This is a genomic window from Acidovorax sp. BL-A-41-H1 (assembly GCF_051942715.1).
Genome location: NZ_JBPVJQ010000011.1, coordinates 95,851 through 113,085 on the forward strand (window position 1 = coordinate 95,851; position 17,235 = coordinate 113,085).

Below are 17,235 nucleotides of genomic sequence, written 5' to 3' on the forward strand. Positions count from 1 at the left end.
GAGGTTCGCAGCCATACCAATACAACCGCAGGAGACAAGCACCATGCAGTTCACACACGAGCACCGCGAGATCCAGAAAACCCTCAAACGCTTCATCGACGAGGAGATCAACCCCCACGTGGACGAGTGGGAAGCGGCCGAGATCTTCCCCGCACACGAGGTCTTCAAGAAGATGGGCAACCTGGGCCTGCTGGGCCTGTGCAAGCCCGAGGAATACGGCGGGCAGGGGCTGGACTACTCGTACAGCCTGGCCATGGCCGAGGCGCTGGGCCACATCCACTGCGGCGGTGTGCCCATGGCCATTGGCGTACAGACCGACATGTGCACCCCGGCGCTGGCGCGCTATGGCAGCGAAGAACTCAAGCGCAACTTTCTGGCCCCTGCGATTGCGGGCGACATGGTGGGCTGCATCGGCGTGAGCGAGCCTGCGGCGGGCAGCGATGTGTCGGGCATCAAGAGCGTGGCGCGCAAGGACGGCGACGACTACCTGATCACCGGCCAGAAGATGTGGATCACCAACAGCCTGCAGGCCGACTGGATGTGCATGCTGGTGAACACCGGCGAAGGCCCCGTGCACAAGAACAAAAGCCTGGTGATGGTGCCCATGCGGGATGGCCCGGGCGGCAAGCTCACCAAGGGCATCGAGGTGGCACAGAAGATCCGCAAGATCGGCATGCACAGCAGCGACACCGGCCTGATCTACTTTGACGAGGTGCGTGTGCCGCAGCGCTACCGCATCGGCGCCGAGGGGCAGGGCTTCATCTACCAGATGCAGCAGTTTCAGGAAGAGCGCCTGTGGTGCGCCGCCAGCACGCTCGAATCGCTGACCAACTGCATCCAGTGGACCATCGACTACGCACAGGAGCGCAAGCTGTTTGGCGCCACGCTGGCCGACCAGCAGTGGGTGCAGTTCAAGCTGGCCGAACTCAAGACCGAGGTCGAGGCCCTGCGCGCACTCACCTACCGCGCCTGCGACCTGTACGTGAACGGCCAGGACGTGCTGGAGCTGGCCAGCATGGCCAAGCTCAAGGCCGGCCGGCTGAACCGCGAGGTGCCCGACACCTGTCTGCAGTTCTGGGGCGGCATGGGCTTCACGCTGGAGAACAAGGTCTCGCGCATGTACCGCGACGGGCGGCTGGCGTCCATCGGCGGCGGGGCCGACGAGGTAATGCTCGGCATCCTGTCCAAGCTCATGGGCATCGCCAAGCGGCCCGTGCACTGACATGGCTGAATTGCTGTTGATCGACCGCGCGCCGCTGGCCAGCGGCTGTGTGGAAACCTGGACGCTCAACGACCCGGCCAGCCGCAATGCGCTGTCGGAGGCCATGGTGGATGCCCTGCTGACTGCGTGTGAGCGCGCTGTGGCTGATGCCGACCTGCGCGGCGTGGTGCTGCGTGGCGCGGGTGGCCACTTCTGCGCGGGTGGCAGCCTGGGCGGCTTTGCCAAGACCATTGGCCAGCCCCTGGCTGTGGGCGAGGCTGACCCGCTGGTGCCACTGAACCGCCGCTTTGGCGCGCTGCTGCAGGCCCTGTGTGCGCTGCCGCAGTGGCTCATCGTGGCGGTGGAGGGCGCGGCGATGGGGGGCGGCTTTGGGCTCGTTTGCTGTGCCGACCATGTGCTGGCCCACACAAGCGCGCAGTTCGCCACGCCCGAGGTAACGCTGGGCATCGTGCCTGCGCAGATCGCGCCGTTTGTGGTGCGCCGCCTCGGCTATGCGGCGGCGCGGCGGTGTTTGCTGACGGGCGAGCGCGGGGATGCTGCGACGGCCCAGCGCGCGGGGCTGGTCGATGAGGTGGTGGCTGGCGACATGGAGGCTGCTGTGCAGGCCGCCATTGCGCGCCACGCCGCCGCAGCGCCGCAGGCCGTGGCCGCCACCAAACGTTTGTTGCTGGCCCAATTTGAGACGCCGTTGCCCGCGCTGCTGGATGACGCGGCCGTGGCTTTTGCGAAAGCGCTGCGCGGGCCCGAGGCGCCGCAAGGGCTGGCGGCGTTTGCTGCGCGCAAGGCGCCGCCCTGGAGTGCGAACTCATGAAGAAAATCCTCATTGCCAATCGATCAGAGATCGCCAGCCGCATCATCCACACCGCCCACCGCATGGGCATCGAAACCGTCGCGGTCTATTCCGACCCCGATGCCAACGCCCTGCACGTGCGCGAAGCCACTCAGGCCGTGGCGTTGGGTGGCGCGGCCAGCGCCGACACCTACCTGCGCATCGACAAGCTGCTGGCCGCCGCCCGTGCCACCGGCGCAGATGCCGTGCACCCCGGCTATGGCTTCCTCAGCGAGAACGCTGACTTCGCCCAGGCCGTGGTCGATGCGGGCCTGACCTGGATTGGCCCCCCGCCCGGCGCCATCCGCGCGCTGGGCAGCAAGGCCGGGGCCAAGGCGTTGGCCCAGTCGCAGGACGTGCCCTGCCTGCCCGGCTATGCGGGCGACGACCAGAGCGACGAACGTTTTGCCGTTGAGGCTGCGCGCATCGGCACGCCCCTCATGGTCAAGGCCGTGGCGGGTGGGGGAGGGCGCGGCATGCGCCTGGTCACCGACCTGGCGCAGTTGCCTGCCGCACTGGCCAGTGCCCGGTCGGAGGCGCTGGCGGGTTTTGGCTGTAGCGACCTGCTCATCGAACGCGCACTGCTGCAGCCGCGCCATGTGGAGGTGCAAGTCTTTGCCGACGCCCACGGCGCGTGCATCCACCTGGGCGAGCGCGATTGCTCGGTGCAGCGCCGCCACCAGAAGATCATTGAAGAGTCCCCCAGCCCCGCCGTGGACGCAGCGCTGCGCGAACGCATGGGTGCCTGCGCTGTGGCGCTGGCGCAGGCCGCTGGCTATGTGGGCGCGGGCACGGTGGAATTCCTTTTGGACGGGGCTGAATTCTTCTTGATGGAGATGAACACCCGCCTGCAGGTGGAGCATCCGGTGACCGAAGCGCTCACCGGGCTGGACCTGGTGGAATGGCAAATCCGCGTGGCGCGGGGCGAGGCGCTGCCGCTCACGCAAGACCATGTGCATCTGCAAGGTCACGCCATCGAGGTGCGCCTGTGCGCCGAGGACGCGCACTTCCACCCCCACACCGGCCGCGTGCTGCAGTTCAGCGCACCTCCAGCCACCGCGTTTGAGCGCTCGGCCATGGGCGCGCTGCGCTTTGACCATGCGCTGGAAGAGGGCGCCGAGGTCTCGCCCCACTACGACGCCATGCTGGGCAAGCTCATCGTGCACGCGCCCACGCGGGCCGAGGCTGTTGCCGCCCTGGTGCGCGCGCTGCAGGGCACCCGCGTGCTGGGTCTTCCCACCAACCGCGCGTTTCTGGCGGCGTGCCTGCAGCATCCCGTGTTTGCCAGCGGGCAGGCGCTGGTGCCGTTCCTGGCCGCACATGCCGCAGATTTGCAAGAATTGCTATTAAAAAAAGAGCTTAAAGCGCTTATCCAATGCGCGGTAGGGGCCATTTGTTCTTCAAAAATGTCGTCCGATCTGCCCTGTGCGCTCGCCCGCCCGATGCGCCTGCGCCACGAGGGCCAGGTGCATGCAGTGGCCGTGCGGGAGTTGGGCGGTGGGCGGCTGCTGGTGGAGCAGGCCGGGGCAGAACCTGTGGCTTTGCAACTGCCCCAGCGCGGTGTGCACTGCGTGGCGGTGGGCTCCCGACGCTGGCACTGGCAAACCGGCAGCGTGGACGGCTGGGTGGAAGACGCCTCATGGGAACCCGCTGCGCGCGCGGGTGCGGCGGGCGGTGCGACGGAGTTGCGCGCACCCTTCAACGGCAAGGTGGTCGCGCTGCCCGTGGCCGCAGGCCAGGTGCTGGCGGCGGGCGATACGGTGGTGGTCATCGAATCCATGAAGCTCGAACACAGCCTGGCCAGCCCTGCAGCTGCCACCGTGGTCGAATTGCTGGTGGTCCCCGGCCAGCAGGTGTCGCCCGGCCAGGTGCTGGCCCGCTTTGCACCCGCCACGCAAGGAGCGCCCGCATGACCGCCACATCCGATGCAAGTTCTGTGAGCGACGAAGACCGCACCGCCCTCACCGACACCGTCACCCGCTTTGCCCGCACCGAGATCGCGCCGCATGTGGACGCGTGGGATGCCGCCGGTGAATTCCCCCGCAGCCTGTACCGCCGCGCGGCCGACCTGGGCCTGCTGGGCCTGGGCTACCCAGAGCAGTACGGCGGCACACCCGCCAGCTACCTGCTGCGCCTGCCGCTGTGGCGCGCGCTCAGCCGCCACGGGGCCAGCGGTGGCGTGCTAGCCAGCCTGCTGTCGCACAACATCGGCCTGCCGCCCGTGCTGGCGCATGGCAGCGACGCCGTGCGTGCCGAGGTCATCCCGCCCGTGCTGGCGGGCGAGCAGATTGCCGCACTGGCGATTACCGAACCCGGTGGCGGGTCCGACGTGGCCCAACTCAAGACCACCGCGCGGCGCGAGGGCGATGAGTACATCGTCAACGGCGAAAAGGTGTTCATCACCTCCGGCATGCGGGCGGACTGGATCACGGTAGCTGTCAGAACGGGAGATGCTGGCAGCAAGGGCAGCGCAGGCATCTCCATGCTGCTCATCCCTGGCCACAGCCCAGGCCTGTCGCGCAGCAAGCTCGACAAGATGGGCTGGCTCTGCTCCGACACCGCCCACCTGCGCTTCGACAACGTGCGCGTGCCCGCGCGCTACCTGCTGGGCGAAGAGGGCGCGGGCTTTCGCATCATCATGGCCAACTTCAACGGTGAACGGTTTGGCCTGGCCGCATCGGCCCTGGGCTTTGCCGAGGCCTGCTACGACGAGGCCCTGGCCTGGGCCCGCCAGCGCAAGACCTTTGGCGCCGCGCTGGTAGAGCACCAGGTCATCCGCCACAAGCTGGTGGACATGCAGATGCGCATCCAGTCCACCGCCGCGTGGTGCGAGTCCGTGGCCGCGCAGGCCGACGCGGGCCGCACCGGACCGGAATGGGTAGCGAGTGTGTGTCTGCTCAAGAACCACGCCACCCAAACCATGCAGTTCTGTGCCGACCAGGCCGTGCAGATCCTGGGCGGCATGGGCTTCATGCGCGGCACCGTCAGCGAGCGCATCTACCGGGAGGTCAAGGTCATGATGATTGGCGGCGGTGCAGAAGAAATCATGAAAGACCTGGCTGCCAAGCAGCTCGGCATTTGAAGGAGACAGCCACCATGCACAGCACTGACCACGGCAACAAAGCCATCATCACCTGCGCCATCACGGGCGTGCTGACGGACCCCGGCCAGCACCACGTGCCCGTCACGCCCGCGCAGCTGGCTAAAGAAGTCCGCCGCGCCTGCGACGCAGGTGCCGCCGTGGTCCACGTGCACTTTCGCAACCAAGAGCCCGGCAAGGGCCACCTGCCCAGTTGGGACCCGCAGGTGGCGCGCGACTGCGTGCAGGCCATGCGCGAGGCCTGCCCGGGTTTGATCATCAACCAGACCACCGGCGTGGTCGGCCCCCACTACCAGGGCCCGCTCGATTGCCTGCGCGCCACCCGCCCCGAGATGGCCGCGTGCAACGCCGGCTCGCTCAACTACCTGAAGGTGCGCAGCAACGGCACATGGGCCTGGCCGCCTATGCTGTTCGACAACCAGCCCGCCAAGGTCAAGGACTTCATCGACGTGATGCTGGAGACCGGTACGTTGCCCGAGTTTGAATGCTTCGACGTGGGCATCGTGCGCTGCGTGGAGATGTATGTGCAGACCGGCATGTACACCGAGCGCCTGCCCGAATACAACTTCGTGATGGGCGTCGAGTCCGGCATGCCCGCCGACCCGGACCTGCTGCCCATCCTGCTCAAGCTGAAAATCAAGGACGCCCCCTGGCAAGCCACCGTCATCGGCCGCAGCGAGATCTGGCCCGTGCACCAGCGCGTGGCCGAGCTGGGCGGGCATTTGCGCACGGGGCTGGAGGACACGTTCTATCTGCCGGATGGGACCAAGGCGGATTCGAATGGGCCGTTGATTGAGAAGCTGGCGGAATACGCGCGCAATGCGGGGCGGGACGTGGCTTCGCCGCAGGAGGCGAGGGGGATGCTGGGGTTGAAGGATTCTCGAGAATTCGTTGGTGCGTGAGTCGCGCCAATTGGAGAGTCCGTCCGGCTAAAGAACCCGCACTGGGCGGGCGGATCTCATCAATGACAGTGCCTAATGCCTGTCTTGCTATCCATGTGGCAACCTTGTTTGTCAGTGCCACCTGAATGCGCATGCACTGCAACTGTGGTGCACAGAGCAAGTAGTGCGATCAGAATTTTCATCTGCATTGCCATTACTTCTTGCTATCAACAGCTACTGCCGCAGGCTCTACAGGTGGTTGCGCTGGTTCGACCTTTGTTGGAACCGGGCTTGCCTCCTTTGCCTGCTGCATCCCGCATTTCTTTTGAATAGACGCTTGTTGCAAAGCATCGTGTTCGCCTTTGATACGGGCGTATTCGGCTTCTTGATTCTTGGTGCCTCCCAGTGCAAAAAGCGCTGGCCAGAAAAATACAGCTCCCACGACGCCGATGGCCTTGTCATTAGAGGCAGCTTCATCCAGGCGGCCACCAAGTTGACTCACGCGGTTGACGAGTCGTGCATTCTCAGCTTCGATTTGCTGGCAGTCGTAGGACTGATATTGGATCGGTGAAACGTAGGTTGGCGCGATGTCTTTTGCGGCAGTCGAGCAGCCTCCAAGAATGATTGCGGTGGAGGTAAGCAAGACGGTTGTGAATTTCATGTGTCATCCAATAGGTGTGACAACATGTTACTCAGAAAGCAGTATGCGCAATAGCAAAAAATGTGCAGTCAGTCAGATGTACGGCAAAAAGTTTTTGTCTTGATTCTTGTCAAGCGATAGAGCCGGTAAGGTGGGTCAAATGCAAGCGCCGAGCACGCGCATAGCCCACCTATATCGGCTATTCTGATTTGGCGCAGAAATGCGCAACTGTCATGCGCTTGACTGGTGATGCTCAAATGATTTGATCAGTACACCGGGACAGAAAGCGCAATGGCATTTCTCGTGTTGTTATCTAACGCAAACCCCGCTCCATACTTCGCCGTCAGTTCATCCGCACGCTTGAAGAACGCCTCGACGCCCGTTCCGTAAATAAACTGCATCGCCCCCCCCGTCCACGCCGGAAACCCAATCCCAAAGATCGACCCAATGTTCGCGTCATGCACGCTGGTCAACACGCCCTCGGCCAGGCAGCGCGCGGTCTCGATGGCCTGGCGGTAGAGCAGCCGGTCCTGGATCTCCTGCACGCTCCATTCCACGCCGGGCTTTTCGAACAGGGGTTTCAACTCCGGCCACAGGTGCTTCTTGGCGCCTGCGGGGTAGTCATAAAAACCGCCGCCACCGGCGCGGCCGGGGCGCTTCAGTTCCTTGACCATGCGCTCCACCAGCAGCTCGCCGGGCGTGGCGGTGTAGGTCTTGCCTTCGGCGGCGTAGTCGGCGCGGGTCTGGTCCAGCACGTGCACGCTCAGGGTCAGCGCGGTTTCGTCCAGCACGGCCAGCGGGCCCACGGGCAGGCCGGCCTGCATGGCGGCGTTTTCAATCGCGGCGGCGGGGATGCCTTCGCCCAGCATGGCGGCGCCTTCCATCACGAAGGTGCCAAAGGTGCGGCTGGTGTAGAAGCCGCGTGAGTCGTTGACCACGATGGGCACCTTGCCCAGGGCCTGCACGTAGTCGAAGGCGCGGGCCACGGTTTCGTCATCTGTCTGTTTGCCGCGGATGATCTCCACCAGCTTCATCTTGTCCACGGGGCTGAAGAAGTGGATGCCGACAAATTTCTCGGGCTGGCTGCTGGCCGTAGCTAAGCCGCTGATGGGCAGGGTGGAGGTGTTGCTGGCGAAGAAGCCGCCGGGTGCCAGCTGCGGCTCGGCCTCCTGTGTGACCTTGGCCTTGAGGTCGCGGCTTTCGAACACGGCTTCGATGATGAGGTCGCAGCCCGCCAGGTCGGCCGCGCTGGCGGTGGGCGTGATGCGCGCCAGCAGTGCCTGCTGCGCCTCGGCCGTCATGCGGCCCTTGTCCACGCGGGCCTGGGTGAGCTTGGCGCTGTAGGCCTTGCCGGCCTCGGCCTTCTCCGCGCTCACGTCCTTGAGCACGGTGGCGATGCCCCGGCTGGCCTGGGCCCAGGCGATGCCCGCGCCCATCATGCCGGCGCCCAGGATGCCGACCTTTTGTGGCTTGTAGCGTGGTGTGGCGCCGGGGCGCGACTTGCCGCTCTTGATCGCGTTCATGTCAAAGAAGAACGTGTTGATCATGTTGCGCGCCACAGGGCCTGTCATCAGGCGGGCGAGGTAGCGGCTTTCGATGCGCAGGGCAGTGTCGTAGTCCACCATCGCGCCTTCGACCATGGCAGCCAGCGCCGCCTCGGGCGCGGGGTAGCGGCCGCGCGTGGTCTTCTTGAGCATGGCGGGCGCGACGGTGAGGGCGCCTGCAATCTTGGGGTTGGCGGGTGTGCCGCCGGGCATCTTGTAATTCTTGTCGTCCCACGGCTGCACGGCGTGCGGGTGGGTGGCGATGTGGGCCAGCGCGGCGGGCAGCAGCTGTTCGCGCGCAGCCACCAGCTCGTGCACCAGTTGCAGCTCCAGCGCCTCGGCGGGGTTGAAGAGCTTGCCTTCCAGGATGTAGGGCTGTGCGCCCATCAGGCCCAGCAGGCGCGTCATCTTGGTCACGCCGGTGGCGCCAGGCATCAGGCCCAGCGTGACCTCGGGCAGGCCGAACTGGATCTTGGGGTCGGCCACGGCGATGCGGTAGTGGGCGACCAGCGCCACTTCCCAGCCGCCGCCCAGCGCCGCGCCGTTGAGGCACGCCACCACGGGGATGCCCAGAGTTTCGAGCGTGCGGAAGTGCTTCTTCATGCGCTCGATTTCGCCAAACGCGTTGGGTGCATCGGCGGGTGTGAGGCGCATGGTGGCCTTGAGGTCGGCACCCGCAAAGAAGCTGGTCTTGGCGGATGCCAGCACGATGCCTTTGAGCGCAGCGCCCAGGCGTTCGCGGTCGCCCAGCACTTGGGCGGTGACCTCGCCCAGCTCTTGCTGCCACTGGCGGCACATGGTGTTGACGGGGGAGTTGGTTTCGTCAAAGGTGATGACGGCAACTTCGCCGTTGGTGCCCTGGGCGGGGATGAGTTCGTAGCGGATGGTTTGCATGTTGTTGTCTCCTTCCCAGTCAATCAGATTCGCTCGACGATGGTGGCAATGCCCATGCCGCCGCCCACGCACAGCGTGGCCAGGCCGTAGCGCTGGCCCCGGCGGTGCAGTTCGTCAATCAGGGTGCCGAGGATCATGGCGCCCGTGGCGCCCAGCGGGTGGCCCATGGCGATGGCGCCGCCGTTCACGTTGACCTTGTCGTGGGGCACGCCCAGCTCGCGCATGAAGCGCATGGGCACTGCGGCGAAGGCCTCGTTCACTTCAAACAGGTCGATCTGGTCAATGGTCATGCCCGCGCGGGCCAGCGCCTTTTTGGCGGCGGGCACGGGGCCGGTGAGCATGATGGTGGGGTCGGCACCGCTCAGCGCCGTGGCCACGATGCGTGCGCGCGGTGTGAGGCTATGTGCCTTGGCGGCGGCCTCGTTGCCGATCAGCACGGCGGCTGCGCCGTCCACAATGCCCGATGAGTTGCCCGCGTGGTGCACGTGGTGTATGCGCTCCACCTGCGGGTAGCGCTGCAGCGCCACGGCGTCAAAGCCCATGCCGCCCAGTTGCTCGAACGAGGGCTTGAGGGCACCCAGGCCCTCCAGCGTGGTCTTGGGTTTGATGAATTCGTCTTCCGCCAGGATGGTCTGGCCGATGAAGTCGCGCACGGGCACGACGGAGTTCTTGAAGTAGCCCGCTGCGCGCGCGGCGGTGGCGCGGCGCTGGGATTCGAGTGCGAAGGCGTCCACGTCGGCACGGGTGTATCCGTCCAGCGTGGCGATCAGGTCGGCGCCGATGCCCTGGGGCACGAACAGCGTGGCGGAGTTGGTCTCCGGGTCTTGCGCCCAGGCGCCGCCGTCGGAGCCAATGGGTACGCGGCTCATGCTCTCCACGCCGCCCGCCACCACCAGGTCTTCCCAGCCGCTGCGCACCTTCTGCGCGGCCAGGTTCACGGCTTCGAGGCCCGATGCGCAAAAGCGGTTGACCTGCACGCCCGCACAGCGAAAGTCCCACCCGGCCTTGAGCGCGGCCACCTTCGGCAGCACCGAGCCCTGTTCGCCCACAGGCGAGACGATGCCCATGACCACGTCGTCCACCGCCGCCGTATCAAAGCGGTGGCGCGCTTGCAGCTCCGCCAGCAGGCCCGTGAGCAGGTCGATGGGCTTGACTTCGTGCAGGGTGCCGTCCTTCTTGCCCTTGCCGCGCGGGGTGCGCAGCGCGTCGAAAACATAGGCTTCGGTCATGGTGTGGTCTCCAGATTTGAATGAAATTGGCCGTTTGCGCGCGTCCATCGAGCGCTGATAGCTATGAATACGGTAGCGGTGGGCGGTTTCTCCACTGGCCCAGGCGCGGGCAGCCAAGCAAGGGCCGCCCCGCAGTGAGGGCTGCGTCCCCCTGCCCGCATTGCGCAGCAATGCGAGAGCGGGGGGAGGGCGCGCAGCGCCACAGGGGGGTGTCTCATTTCAAGCCCATACCGCGTGAGATGACTTCTTTCATGATCTCGTTGGTGCCGCCGTAGATGCGCTGCACGCGCGCGTCGGCGTAGGCGCGGGTGATGGGGTATTCCCACATGTAGCCGTAGCCGCCGAATAGCTGCACACATTCGTCCATCACCTTGCACTGCAGATCGGTCGTCCAGTACTTGGCCATGCTGGCGGTCTGGGTGTCGAGTTGGTCTTTCACGATCAGCTCGCAGCACTTGTCCACAAACACGCGGGCCACCTGCACCTCGGTTTGCAGTTCGGCCAGGGTGTAGCGGGTGTTCTGGAACGATGCGACGGGCTGGCCGAAGACCTTGCGCTCTTTGACGTAGTCCAGCGTCCAGTCAATTGCGGCCTGGGCCGCAGCCACGGCGGTGATGGCGATCTGCAGGCGCTCCCACGGCAGCTGCTCCATCAGGCAGATAAAGCCGCGCCCTTCCATGGCGGGCCCGCCCAGCAGATTCTCGGCAGGCACCTTCACGTCGTTGAAGAACAACTCGGAGGTGTCTTGCGCCTTCATGCCCATCTTCTTGAGGCGCTGGCCCTTCTCAAAGCCGGGCATGCCGCGTTCGACCAACAACAGGCTGGTGCCCTTGGCGCCAGCGGCCGGGTCGGTCTTGGCGACCACGATCACCAGGTCGGCATGCCAGCCGTTGGTGATGAAGGTCTTGCTGCCGTTGAGCACGTAGTGCGATCCATCTGCACTTTTGATGGCCGTGGTCTTGATGCCCTGCAGGTCGCTGCCCGCAGCAGGCTCGCTCATGGCGATGGCGCCCACCACGGCGCCGCTGGCCATCTGCGGCAGGTACTTGCGCTTTTGTTCCTCGGTGCCGTAGTGCAGGATGTACGGCGCCACGATCTCGCTGTGCAGACCAAAGCCGATGCCGGTGGTGCCTGCACGCGCCAGCTCTTCCATCTGCGCCACCGAGTACAGCTTGTCAGCCCCGGCGCCGCCGTATTCCTCGGGCAGGCTCATGCACAGAAAGCCGTTGGCGCCCGCCTGGCTCCACACCTCGCGCGCTACATAGCCCTGGTCTTCCCAGTCGGCGTGGTGGGGCGTCACCTCTTTCTCGATAAAGCGGCGGAGGCTGTCGGCAAAGGCCTGGTGGTCGGGCTGGAAGAGGGTGCGTTCGATCATGGTGCTGGTCGATCCTATTTATGCAAAGTTACTGCTTGGTTAAAATCATTTTGCCATCGACGCCGCCGGAACGCACCCCCTGAAATGCAAAAAGCCGCCCGAAGGCGGCTGGGGTGAGGGCGCTCAGGTCCTCATGGTTTCACGTAGTCCGACACCACCTTCCACTTGCTGTCGGTGATCTGTGACAGGCGCGAGAGGTCGCTGCCCAGGCGCTTTTGCGGGCCAAAGGTGGCTTCGGCGCTGCCGAACATGTCGGGCGGAATCACCATGGTGTCCATGGCCTTGATGAAGCTGTCGGTGCTCAGGTTGGGGCCCGCCTTCTGTGCCGCCTTGATGAACGCATCGACCGCGTTGTAGCCATAGACCGAGAAGACGGTGGGGTCTTCGTTGAACTTGGTCTTGTACTTGTTGGCCCAGAAGCGGATGGGCTGGCTGGCTTCATCCAGGTAGGGGTGTTGCACTGTCATGGTGGCGTACAGGCCGTCCATGGGTTTGCCGCCCAGCTTGTGGATGAGGTCGGTGTAGGCGGCGCTGGAGCCCAGGAAGGTGGGGTTGAAGCCCGTCTTGCGCGCCTCGCCAATCGTGCCGATGGTCTCGCGGATGATGGTGCCCAGGATCACGAAGTCGCATTCCGAAGACTTCATCTTGGCGACCTGCGACGAAAAATCGGTAGCGCCGCGCTTGTACGAGGTCTTCTCGGTGAACTCCATGCCGATGGACTTGAGCGCGGCCTCGCCGCCGCGCATCACTTCCAGGCCAAACTCATCGTCCTGGTAGATGGTGCAGATCTTCTTGGCGCCTTTTTCCTTGATGAGCTTGGGCGCGGCCAGGCGGATCTGGTCGTAGTAGGTGGCGGCAAACGAATACTTGAGCTTGTGGAAGGGCTCGTACATTTCCCGCGCGGCGGTGATGGGGAAGAAGTTGATCACGTTCTTGCTGAACTGCACGGGCATGGCCGCCAGGTTCTGGGCCGTGCCGATGTGGCCCACCATGATGAAAATCTTGTCCTGGTTGACCAGCTTCTGTGCGGCCAGCACGGCTTTCTTGGGGTCGTAGCCTGAATCTTCCACCTTCAGGTCCAGCTTGCGGCCGTTGATGCCGCCCTGCTCGTTGGCTTCGTCCACGCGCAGCATCATGCCCAGCCGCACCTGCTTGCCAAACCCTGCCAGCGGGCCGGAAAGATCCTGGATGGAGCCCAGCGTGATGGTGTCCTTGCTCACGCCCTGGCTGGGCTGGGCTTGGGCGGAGGCACCGGCCATGGCCACGAGGGCCAGCGCGGCGATGTGATGAAACTTCATGGCACGTCTCCTTCGGTTGGATCGAAACAAAAACGATCGCTCGTTATAGAACGATGCCCGGGGTGGGGCACCAGCACTTTCCCTATCTCGAACAGCGCTTTGGCCAGCGGTGTGCCCTGGCTTCGACAGGCTCAGCCCGAACGGTGGGGCCAACCTCAACACGCTCAGAGTCCGTTCAGCCTGAGTCTGCCGAAGGCCGGGACCTAACGGTACATCGCCTCAATCTGCGGCGCGTATTTCTGCTGCACCAGCTTGCGCTTGAGCTTCATGGTGGGCGTCAGCTCTTCGTCCTCGGCCGTGAGCTGGGTGTCGAGCAGGAAGAATTTCTTGATCTGCTCCACCCGGGCGAACTTGGCATTAACACGGTCGATTTCGGCCTGGATCAAATCCTGCACCTCGCGCGCACGGGTCAGGCTGGCGTAGTTGGAGAAGGGCACGTCGTGGTCCTGCGCGTACTTCTCCACGTTCTCCTGGTCGATCATGATGATGACCGTGAGGTAGGGCAGCTTGTCGCCAATGACCACCGCATCGGTGATATACGGGCTGAACTTAAGCTCGTTTTCCAGCTCGCTGGGCGTGATGTTCTTGCCACCCGCCGTGATGATGATGTCCTTCATGCGGTCGGTGATGCGCAGGTAGCCATCGGCGTCGATGGCGCCCACATCGCCCGTGTGCAGCCAGCCGTCAGGGTCGATGGTTTCGGCCGTCTTCTCGGGCTGGTTGAGGTAACCCTTGAACACATTGGGACCGCGCACCAGAATCTCGCCGGTGGCGGGGTCGATGCGCACCTCGTTGTAGCTGGCTGCCGGGCCAATGGAGCCAGGCTTGATGCGGGTGGCGGGCACACCCGTGGAAGCGCCGCAGGTCTCGGTCATGCCCCACACCTCCAGCATGGGCACACCCAGGGCCAGGTACCACTTCACCAGCTCGGGCGAGATGGGCGCGGCGCCGGTGACGAGAAAACGCGCGCGGTGGATGCCGATGAGCTTGCGCACGTTGTTGAGTGCCAGCCAGCGCGCCAGCTGGAACTGCAGCTTCAGCAACCCGCCCACCGGCTGGCCTGCCAGCACCAGGTCGGCAATGCGTGTGCCGACGCCGATGGACCAGGCATAGGCCGCCTGCTGCAGCCGCGTGGATTCCTTCAGGGCAATCATCACGCCGGAGTAGAACTTCTCCCACACGCGCGGCACGGCCGTGAACACCGTGGGCGCGATCTCGCGCACGTTCTCGGGAACGGTGTCGGGGTTCTCCACAAAGTTCAGGCGCGCGCCGGTGTAGAGCGAGAAGTATTCGCCGCCCATGCGCTCGGCAATGTGGCACAGCGGCAGAAAACACATGGTCTCGTCCGCCTCGCTGCGCGATATCAGCGTGTTGTAGCCGCGCACGGTGTAGGTGAGTGCGGCGTGTGTGTGCATGGCGCCCTTGGGCTTGCCCGTGGTACCCGAGGTGTAGACCAGGATGGCCACATCGTCTGGGCGGCAGGCCTTGACGCGCTGCATCAGTGCCTCGGGGTGCTGGGCGTTCCAGGCGCGGCCCAGCTCGCGAAGGGCGGCCAGGCTCAGCACATCGGCGTCTTGCAGGCCGCGCAGGCCCTCCATGTCGAACACGACGATCTTGCGCAGCAGCGGCAACTGGCCACGCACCTCCAGCGCCTTGTCGAGTTGCTCGTCGTCCTCCACAAACAACACGGTGGTGCGCGAGTCTTCGCTCAGGTAGTGCACCTGCGCGGCCGCGTCGGTGGGGTAGATGCCGTTGGCCACGCCGCCGCAGCTCAGCACAGCCAGGTCGGCCAGCACCCATTCGATGTTGGTGTTGGACAGGATGGATGCACACTCGCCCGGCGCAAACCCCAGTGACATCAGGCCGCCCGCAATCTCGCGCACGGCGTCGGCCGTCTGGTCCCAGGTCCAGCTCTTCCAGATGCCCAGCTCCTTCTGGCGCATCCACACGCGCGGGCCACGCTCGGCCACGGCGTTCCAGAACATGGCGGCGATGGTGTCGCCTGCCAGCACGTCGGTGCCTGCGGGCTGGATGTGATCGAGGTCCCAGAGATTGCTCATGTTGTCCTCATCGCCATGTTTTCTTCTTTTTCCACCTGCGCTCACCGCGCACGCCTTCATCCTTCATGCCGAGGTAGAACTCCTTGATGTCGTCCTTCTCGCGCAGGCGCTCGCAGCTGTCTTCCATCACGATGCGGCCGTTCTCCAGCACATAGCCGTAGTCCGACGCGTTGAGCGCCATGTTGGCGTTCTGCTCCACCAGCAGGATGGTGGTACCGCGCTCGCGGTTGATGCGCACCACGATCTCGAAGATCTCCTTGGTGAGCTTCGGACTGAGGCCCAGGCTGGGCTCGTCCAGCAGGATCAGCTCGGGCGCGGCCATGAGCGCGCGCGAGATGGCCAGCATCTGCTGCTGCCCGCCCGAGAGCAGGCCCGCGTCCTGCGCGGCGCGTTCCTTCAGGATGGGGAAGTAGCCGAACACGGTTTCGATGTCGCGCGCCACGCCATCCTTGTCGGCGCGTGTGTAGGCACCCATGAGCAGGTTGTCGCGCACCGAGAGCAGGGGGAACACCTCGCGCCCCTCGGGCACATGCATCAGGCCCCGGCGCACGATGGCGGCCGGGTCGTTGGCGGTGATGTCGGCGCCCTGGAATTCGATGGAGCCCTTGCGCGGGTCGATGATGCCGCTGATGGTCTTGAGGATGGTGGTCTTGCCCGCGCCGTTGCTGCCCAGCACGGCGGCGATCTCGCCGCGCCGCACTTGCAGGCTCACGCCCCGGATGGCCTTGATGGGGCCGTAGGCGCTCTCCACGTTCTGCAGGCGCAGCAGGGGCTGGTCCGCTGCGGCCACAGCGGACGGGGGGGTTGCGGCCAGCACGGCGCTCATGTGCGGACTCCCATGCTGGAACCTGCCGGGCGGCGCAGATTGCTCACATCGTCGATCGTGCCCAGGTAGGCTTCCACCACGCCAGGGTGTGTCTGCACTTCGCGCGGTGTGCCCATGGCCACCACCTCGCCCTGGTTCATGGCCAGCACGCGGTCAGACACCTTGGAGACCAGCGACATGTCGTGTTCCACCATCAGCACCGTGATGCCCAGTTCATGCTGGATGTCCTGGATCCAGAAGGCCATGTCGTCGGTCTCCTCCACGTTCAGGCCCGACGAGGGCTCGTCGAGCAGCAGCAGCTTTGGCTCGGTGCACAGCGCGCGGGCCAGCTCCACCACCTTGCGCACGCCGTAGGGCAGGCCCGCCACCATGGTGTCGCGGTAGTGCTGCAGGTCGAGAAAGTCGATGATCTGCTCGGCCTTTTCGCGCGCCAGGATTTCCCCTTCGCGCACCTTGCGGGTGAAGAACATCTCGGCCCACAGGCTGCTGTGCTGCTGCGTGTGGCGGCCGATCAGCAGGTTGTGCAGCACGCTCGCGTGTTCAAACAGCTCGATGTTCTGGAAGGTGCGCGCAATGCCCAGGCTGGCCACCTTGTGGGGTGGTTGGTCGGTCAGCGGCAGCATGGCGCCGCCCGGGCCTGCATAGGCAATGGTGCCGGTGGTGGGCGTGTAGATGCGACTGATGAGGTTGAACACCGTGGTCTTGCCCGCGCCGTTGGGGCCGATGAGGGTGAACACCTCGCCGCGCCGCACGTCAAAGCTCACGTTGTTGACCGCCAGCACACCGCCAAAGCGTACGCTGAGATTCTGGGCCGAAAGCAGGACTTCGTTGGTCATCGCAGTCATTTCAACCTGTCGGATTTTTGAAAGGACTTCTGCCGCTTGAACATGCCCTGGCGGTAGAACGGGAACATCTGTAGCCAGGTGCGCACCTTGAGCCAGCGGCCGTACAGGCCCATGGGCTCGAACAGCACAAAGGCAATGAGCACCGCGCCATACACAACTGCTTGCAGCCCAGGCGCCTGGCCGATGGCAGCGGGCAGCCAATCCTTGCTCAGCGAGATGAGCTGCGGCATCGAGATCAGGAAGATCGCGCCCAGGAACGCCCCGTGCACCGAGCCCAGGCCGCCAATCACGATCATGAGCAGCAGGTCGATGGACTGCAGGATGTTGAACTGGTCGGGCGAGATGAACTGCAGCTTGTGGGCATACAGTGCGCCGCCGATGCCCGCCAGCGCGGCCGACAGCGAGAACGACAGCGTCTTGTAGCGCGCGAGGTGGATGCCCATGCTCTGCGCCGATATCTCTGAATCGCGGATGGCGACAAACGCGCGCCCT

Annotated in this window: 15 protein-coding genes; 5 read left to right on the plus strand and 10 right to left on the minus strand. The window is 65.0% G+C overall.

Features of this window, described 5'->3' with window-relative positions:
- Nucleotides 1–43 precede the first annotated feature (43 nt).
- The 5 genes from ACTPOI_RS24415 to ACTPOI_RS24435 are packed head-to-tail and all read left to right on the plus strand — an operon-like array spanning nt 44 to nt 6,053.
- Nucleotides 44–1,222: an acyl-CoA dehydrogenase family protein gene (locus ACTPOI_RS24415; RefSeq protein ID WP_440113885.1), complete on the plus strand. Its 1,179-nt coding sequence runs from the start codon at nt 44–46 to the stop codon at nt 1,220–1,222.
- Between the two features lies 1 nt (nt 1,223).
- Nucleotides 1,224–2,033 (plus strand): enoyl-CoA hydratase/isomerase family protein, encoded by an 810-nt coding sequence (locus ACTPOI_RS24420; RefSeq protein ID WP_440113888.1) that lies wholly within the window; start codon nt 1,224–1,226, stop codon nt 2,031–2,033.
- Nucleotides 2,030–3,964 (plus strand): acetyl/propionyl/methylcrotonyl-CoA carboxylase subunit alpha, encoded by a 1,935-nt coding sequence (locus tag ACTPOI_RS24425; RefSeq protein ID WP_440113891.1) that lies wholly within the window; start codon nt 2,030–2,032, stop codon nt 3,962–3,964. The genes ACTPOI_RS24420 and ACTPOI_RS24425 overlap by 4 nt, the downstream gene beginning before the upstream one ends.
- Nucleotides 3,961–5,133, plus strand: a complete 1,173-nt coding sequence (locus ACTPOI_RS24430; RefSeq protein WP_440113894.1) for an acyl-CoA dehydrogenase family protein — start codon at nt 3,961–3,963, stop codon at nt 5,131–5,133. The genes ACTPOI_RS24425 and ACTPOI_RS24430 overlap by 4 nt, the downstream gene beginning before the upstream one ends.
- A 14-nt stretch (nt 5,134–5,147) precedes the next feature.
- A complete protein-coding gene (locus ACTPOI_RS24435) occupies nt 5,148–6,053 on the plus strand; it encodes a 3-keto-5-aminohexanoate cleavage protein (RefSeq protein WP_440113897.1) in 906 nt (301 codons plus the stop codon).
- A gap of 59 nt (nt 6,054–6,112) precedes the next feature.
- Here ACTPOI_RS24435 and ACTPOI_RS24440 read toward each other — a convergent pair whose 3' ends face one another.
- The 10 genes from ACTPOI_RS24440 to ACTPOI_RS24485 form a co-directional block, all read right to left on the minus strand.
- Nucleotides 6,113–6,247, minus strand: coding sequence for a YHYH domain-containing protein (locus tag ACTPOI_RS24440; protein WP_440113900.1), 135 nt, complete (start codon nt 6,245–6,247; stop codon nt 6,113–6,115).
- Nucleotides 6,247–6,693 (minus strand): hypothetical protein, encoded by a 447-nt coding sequence (locus ACTPOI_RS24445; protein ID WP_440113903.1) that lies wholly within the window; start codon nt 6,691–6,693, stop codon nt 6,247–6,249. Before ACTPOI_RS24445 ends, ACTPOI_RS24440 begins: the two co-directional genes overlap by 1 nt.
- A 245-nt stretch (nt 6,694–6,938) precedes the next feature.
- Nucleotides 6,939–9,110, minus strand: coding sequence for a 3-hydroxyacyl-CoA dehydrogenase NAD-binding domain-containing protein (locus ACTPOI_RS24450; RefSeq protein ID WP_440113906.1), 2,172 nt, complete (start codon nt 9,108–9,110; stop codon nt 6,939–6,941).
- Nucleotides 9,111–9,133: 23 nt separating this feature from the next.
- Nucleotides 9,134–10,339 (minus strand): acetyl-CoA C-acetyltransferase, encoded by a 1,206-nt coding sequence (locus ACTPOI_RS24455; RefSeq protein ID WP_440113909.1) that lies wholly within the window; start codon nt 10,337–10,339, stop codon nt 9,134–9,136.
- A gap of 214 nt (nt 10,340–10,553) precedes the next feature.
- A complete protein-coding gene (locus ACTPOI_RS24460; protein WP_440113912.1) occupies nt 10,554–11,714 on the minus strand; it encodes an acyl-CoA dehydrogenase family protein in 1,161 nt (386 codons plus the stop codon).
- A 131-nt stretch (nt 11,715–11,845) separates the two neighbouring features.
- Nucleotides 11,846–13,012 (minus strand): ABC transporter substrate-binding protein, encoded by a 1,167-nt coding sequence (locus tag ACTPOI_RS24465; protein WP_094288797.1) that lies wholly within the window; start codon nt 13,010–13,012, stop codon nt 11,846–11,848.
- Nucleotides 13,013–13,215: 203 nt separating this feature from the next.
- Complete coding sequence (locus ACTPOI_RS24470) at nt 13,216–15,072, minus strand: AMP-dependent synthetase/ligase (protein ID WP_440113917.1); 1,857 nt, start codon at nt 15,070–15,072, stop codon at nt 13,216–13,218.
- A 7-nt stretch (nt 15,073–15,079) separates the two neighbouring features.
- Nucleotides 15,080–15,898 carry an ABC transporter ATP-binding protein gene (locus ACTPOI_RS24475; RefSeq protein ID WP_440113920.1) on the minus strand — a complete coding sequence of 273 codons (819 nt, stop codon included), beginning with the start codon at nt 15,896–15,898 and terminating at the stop codon, nt 15,080–15,082.
- Entirely contained in the window at nt 15,895–16,734 is an 840-nt protein-coding gene (locus tag ACTPOI_RS24480; RefSeq protein WP_252659156.1) for an ABC transporter ATP-binding protein, read from the minus strand. Before ACTPOI_RS24480 ends, ACTPOI_RS24475 begins: the two co-directional genes overlap by 4 nt.
- Nucleotides 16,735–16,739: 5 nt before the next feature.
- Nucleotides 16,740–17,235: branched-chain amino acid ABC transporter permease (locus ACTPOI_RS24485; protein ID WP_440113924.1), on the minus strand; the 496-nt coding region annotated here is incomplete at its 5' end.